5 protein-coding genes and 1 pseudogene are annotated in these 5,042 nt (G+C 37.6%); 2 read left to right on the top strand and 4 right to left on the bottom strand.

From position 1 onward, the window contains the following. Positions 1–449 precede the first annotated feature (449 nt). A complete protein-coding gene (locus B091_RS0111300; RefSeq protein ID WP_018110106.1) occupies positions 450–1,094 on the top strand; it encodes a hypothetical protein in 645 nt (214 codons plus the stop codon). A gap of 123 nt (positions 1,095–1,217) precedes the next feature. Here B091_RS0111300 and B091_RS0111305 read toward each other — a convergent pair whose 3' ends face one another. The 4 genes and pseudogenes from B091_RS0111305 to B091_RS12395 all read right to left on the bottom strand — a co-directional run bounded on the left by B091_RS0111305 (position 1,218) and on the right by B091_RS12395 (position 3,874). Continuing rightward, positions 1,218–2,375, bottom strand: a complete 1,158-nt coding sequence (locus B091_RS0111305; RefSeq protein WP_018110107.1) for a PepSY-associated TM helix domain-containing protein — start codon at positions 2,373–2,375, stop codon at positions 1,218–1,220. A gap of 18 nt (positions 2,376–2,393) precedes the next feature. After that, on the bottom strand, positions 2,394–2,993 hold the full coding sequence (locus B091_RS12385) for a DUF4374 domain-containing protein (RefSeq protein ID WP_051552761.1): 600 nt from the start codon (positions 2,991–2,993) through the stop codon (positions 2,394–2,396). Continuing rightward, positions 2,891–3,376 (bottom strand): annotated as a pseudogene (locus B091_RS12390) (TonB-dependent receptor); the annotation flags it as partial. The pseudogene B091_RS12390 and the gene B091_RS12385, both read right to left, overlap by 103 nt. An 18-nt stretch (positions 3,377–3,394) precedes the next feature. After that, the gene (locus tag B091_RS12395) at positions 3,395–3,874 is read right to left on the bottom strand and encodes a carboxypeptidase-like regulatory domain-containing protein (protein ID WP_018110109.1); all 480 of its coding nucleotides are present in this window, start codon (positions 3,872–3,874) and stop codon (positions 3,395–3,397) included. 281 nt (positions 3,875–4,155) lie between these two features. On the opposite strand from B091_RS12395, the gene B091_RS0111325 reads away from it, so the two are divergent. Further along, entirely contained in the window at positions 4,156–4,917 is a 762-nt protein-coding gene (locus tag B091_RS0111325) for a copper resistance protein NlpE N-terminal domain-containing protein (RefSeq protein ID WP_018110110.1), read from the top strand. The last annotated feature ends 125 nt before the right edge of the window (positions 4,918–5,042 follow it).

The raw sequence follows: 5,042 nt of genomic DNA on the forward strand, positions 1-5,042 counted from the left end.
ACTATCAAACTATTGAAGAGTTTAACAACCAATACAGAAAACAGAATATGAATAATGTCGCTTAACTATTTGTACAAGAAAAGTTAGGAACTCCACTTTCAAGATTCTAATTTGTTTAAGCATAATAACCAGGTTTTAGGTGATAGTCACATCCTAACTTACAGTATAGTTCTATATAAATCAAGTAAATAGAACGTGTATTTCTATATTTATGCTCTTTTTATTTTATGGTCTTCCTACGATAAATATTGAGTGTTTTAAGTTTTGTAGCTTCTAAAAGCTGATTTGTGGAATTATTATTTCATAGCATCAGTTATTATAATCAAAATGATTATAAACTATCTATTTGGCTTTCTAATAGCTAAACTTGATTCATTAATTATTGTTTACATAATTAAAACTTAATACCTTTGACTCTTTAAGACTAACTCAATAAAAGATATTTAATCATGATAAATACTGAAGAAAATTATAAGGTGTATGCTGATGAAGTTTTTGAGGTTTTTAGAAACGGAAACTGTGAGCAGGGGCAAGGCTATACCCTTTGGAAGGTACGTGCCGACTTGGCCAAAGAGGTCGATGAATCTCGCCTTCACAAACTATACCTTACGTTGAAAAACCTTATGGACAGTGGTTACTTTGGCTCATCGAGTTTCGACCCTACTTTAGTGGTTCTTACCTCTAAGGGAGTTGATTATATATCGGGGAAAAGCCCTTTGGTACTCGAGATGTCTCTCAATAAATATATCGATATAGAGAACGTTAGCGTAGACGAAGCTTTTGTTCGCTTATGGGATGTAATTGGTAATGATCAGTCGGCACTCTTCCCTCTTGATGAAACTTCATTTTATAGTGTTATGCGTAACCTCAATACGAATCTACCAGCAACTTACGCTGACTATATAGCACAAGAAGGTTTGAATACAACCTCGATTGCTGATGTGTATAAGGCACTTTTAATGACGATTGATTCGAGTTTAAAAGAAGAGGTTTTAGATAAGATGTCAGCTGTTATTTGTCAAAAGTATAGTATATCTCAACTTGACAATCAATACATTCCTTTAGCTGAGGATTGTGCTTGTACAAGAGGCTAAGCTTTAGTAATACTAGGAGTAAGTGGGAGTAGCAGAGCGAGTAAGTCGTTTACACCAAACCACTAGGTGATAATATAAAAGCAAACGGTCAGGATGATTCTTCATTCTGACCGTTTCTTTTTTCTATTTGGTTTTCTTTCGTCCTCGACGCTTTACTACAAAAAGAATATAGTAACCAGTTAATGGTAAACTTGCACCAAAGAGTGCTGCAAAGAATATTAAGACTTCACCTACTGGCTCCCAGATTCGACCAATATGCAGGTCGTAGTTTTGCCTTCTCAACTTTTCGCCGAAACTTTTATCTTCATATTTCCCTGTATTGTACCCTTGGGCTTCGATTAGATCTAAGCTGTCGTAGTTATAATTGTAGGTATCGTAATTATAAAGTACACTTCGATCGTTATTTACTCGCACCTCAAACGGAGTAGTGTCGGCTTGTGAGATACTGATGCTAAAACTCTCCATTTGTGGGTTGTTTTCTATGGTTTGATAAAAAAGGATATCCAATTTGTCTGCCTGCGAAGCTGTAGCAATTATTGCATTGGGGTCGGGTGTTGATTTAATAGCTCCCCATGGAGGTAAACTTTTACCTGTTGTTACCTTATAGGTTGCTTCCGACCACCAGCTCAATCCCCAAACCATTCCTGTTGCACAGATAATAATCAGTAGAAAACTGGCATAAAATCCCAATACCAAGTGCAGGTCATAAAATTTGCGTTTTGCTTTGGTTGTTTTTGTCCAATTGAGTGTTAATCTGTTTTTAAGACCTTTTCTTGATTTTGGTACCCAAAGGATGAGCCCAGAAATCAGAACTATCAAAAACAGTAGGGTACCATAATTTACTATCATTCGCCCCGTGTCCCAAGGCAGCCATAGTGCACGATGTCCCCAGCGCATATAATCCCAAAAACTCATTTCGTATTCGCTGCTGTTATAGTCTTTAAGTTCGGTTACATCAGCTGTGTAGGGGTTAACCTTGAGCATTAAGCTTGTTGAATCGTTATATACACGGATTGTACTCTCTTCGTTTGGAGTGTAAGATATCGAATTTGGACTCTCAATATGATGACTATTTTTGAGCTGTTCGAGAATAACTGAGGGAGCTAAAAATGATTTACCTTCAGCCTCTATCTTTGTGGGTTGCTCATTAGTACCTAGCCAGTTATGTATACCTATAGCCCAAATAGCACCTGTGATACAAACAACAAAAACCACTATCCCCGATATACCTCCTAGCCATAAATGAGCTTGGAAAGCGAATTTCTTAAATCTTTTATTCATTATAAAATCTTAATCAGTTTAGTAGTTGAATCTTGAAAGTACGGGAATGTATTTACCCCCACGTATATGAGCGCCAGCTCTTGCCACACCTGTAGTCAAATCAATCTCGTAGATGCGTGCAGCATCACCAGTAAAGAAGCTTTTATAGGCTTTTCCATCTTCAGCATAAAGACTGGCATAGCCGTAGAAGTTATCACCACTTACACCCGGTAAATTGGTTACCTCAATAATCTCTTGAGTCGGTAGGTTTATAATTGCTACCTTAAATATAGTCTTATCACTTGTAAATGCCCAGTTGTTCTTCTCAGTGTCTAGCTCAGTGGGGATATATAACATGACTGCTGAATCTCCTCCTGCGTGGTAGGCAGATAAAACTTTACCTTTGATGCTGCTTGACTCTAGATCTAAAAAGTAATCTGGATCGAACTCGGTACTTCTGAATGCTCCACCAACTACACGATTCATCGTTGAGCCTTGTTGGATCTCATCGTGGTTACCCGTTAAAGTCATACCTACTAATAGGTAATCGGCAAAAGACTTGTCTTTAACTCCTGCTTCAAGAATAAGAGTTCCCGATTTATACCCATCGTGGAAACGTTTGTGTTTTCTTGGAGGCAAGAACTTTCCAGTTCCAGTTTTATCGATAGACTCAACATTGACTTTGTAATCGTTCTTAGCATAGTTCCCAAAGGCATTAATATTGAGTAAGTAGCCATTTTATTGGCGAAACGCCCACTGAAAGAGGCCTTATGTGTGTTGAAAGAGCCGATGCTGTATGATGCATCGATATACTTTCTCATGCTTTGTTTCGTTACGATATTTACTGCTCCACCCAGAGCATCACCTCCAAGTGAAATTGGAACCACTCCCTTGTATACCTCAATACGCTCGGCCATATTTACGGGTATATTATTGAGTGTGAATGACGATCCGTAATTATCAATAGGAATACCGTCAAGGAAAAATTTGACTTGTTTCCCTGAGAAGCCATTTAGTGAGAACGAAAAGTCTGAACCTGTTCATCCACTTTCGCGTACACGAACCCCTGTGGTACGATTAAGCACTTGATTTAGGTCGGTAGAGATGTTGTGAAGTTTATTGGCAGCTATTGCTGTAACATTGAATGGCGTTTCTCTAATTTGTTGTACGGGGCTTTTCCCTTCGATAGCAACTTCGCTGAGCATAATACTGTTTTCTTTTAAAACGATATTAAGTTTACCCGATTCGAGTAGCTCTGAGGTGAGTTTAATTTCCTTACTATCATATCCCATGTAGTAGGCAATAAGAGTTTGATTGCCTGAGGGTATGCTTATTTCGTAATTACCATCACTGTCGGAGCTAACGCCTTGAGTTGTTCCTTTGATTGAAATACTAGCAGAAATAAGTGGTTCATGCTGAGCATCTGTGATTCGACCTTTTAGTAGTCTTTGAGCTTGTACCTGCCAACTAACCGCTGTTAATAGCAGCACGAGTAAGCTAACTTTACGAATGATTTGCATACGTTGTTTTATGTTTATTTTGTTGCACAAAATTAGCTACAGAATGGCTTGATAAACAATACCTACTTTTGGTTATAAATAGGTGCTCTTGTACCTAGTTTAAGTTTTACAAAGACTTTATGTGTTTGCTAAGTTTAATTTGTATAATAAATGAATAGTTTTCATAAAAAGTAGGGCAGACCCGATGGCTATTGTGTTAAAAAGGAGGTATTCATGTAGAGTTTCTATTGGATAATTGAAAATATACATATATTTGTAGCAACCATATTAAATAATTGATGATGAAAAAAAGACTACTTTACGGTATTGCATCTTTCTCCCTTATACTTCTCTTGGGGGCTTGTGGAGGAAACAAAAAAGATACAAAGGGTTTTGATCCAAATTTTAGTGGGTATTATATAGGTCAGCTACCTTGTGCTGACTGCGTGGGAATAAAGACAAAGGCTAGTTTCTTTGGAGATAATAAAGTTGCCATAACCTCACAATACATTGACACGGATAGTACCTCAACTACTGAGTGGGGAACTTGGGAATTAGACGGTAAATTGCTCAAGGCATTAATGCCCAATCAAGAAACTTATTATTACCAACAACTATCAGATTCTGTAATTCAAATGACTGATTCGTTAGGTGAGTCTTCTGATCAGTTGGCTGAGTTTTATAAATTAAAGAAACAAGTTCCATTAAATGCCCAAAACTTTTTAGGCTCGTACGCTATGGACTTTGGCAATGAACCAGGTGCATATCAGCAATATCTTCTTGTTGAACCAATAGATGGCCTGACTGATGCCGTGCAAGTGAGCTTTAGCAGCGAAGGAGCAGGTAAAGGTTGTGAATTTACGGGTAAAGGGAGGATTATTAACGACCAAATTGAGGTGTCGCTAAATGATCAGCACGATAAAATGAAATCAACCATGGTTATCCGATTTGTAGATAAAGAGAAAACTCTCTTCGTGTTTACTTCCAACTTTGACGATAGATACGATTTAATGTATTTCTGTGGTGGGGGCGGTAGTTTAGCTGGTAACTACGTTAAGAAATAAGAAGCTTTTGCTGCTTACATAAAAGCAGTTATGGACACTGTCTCAGGAAGTGTGTAAGTAAATTAAGCTTGGGTTGGGTTATTGTTATAGCCTGACCCTTTCTTTGTAAATAATTAGGAACTGAT

Origin of the sequence: Bacteroides propionicifaciens DSM 19291 = JCM 14649 (genome assembly GCF_000375405.1) — a bacterium.
GTDB lineage: Bacteria > Bacteroidota > Bacteroidia > Bacteroidales > Bacteroidaceae > Bacteroides_E > Bacteroides_E propionicifaciens.

Coding starts and splice junctions, on each gene's coding strand:
- B091_RS0111300 (WP_018110106.1), top strand. CDS start 450: ATGATAAATACTGAAGAAAATTATAAGGTGTATGCTGATGAAGTTTTT.
- B091_RS0111305 (WP_018110107.1), bottom strand. CDS start 2,375: ATGAATAAAAGATTTAAGAAATTCGCTTTCCAAGCTCATTTATGGCTA.
- B091_RS12395 (WP_018110109.1), bottom strand. CDS start 3,874: ATGCAAATCATTCGTAAAGTTAGCTTACTCGTGCTGCTATTAACAGCG.
- B091_RS0111325 (WP_018110110.1), top strand. CDS start 4,156: ATGAAAAAAAGACTACTTTACGGTATTGCATCTTTCTCCCTTATACTT.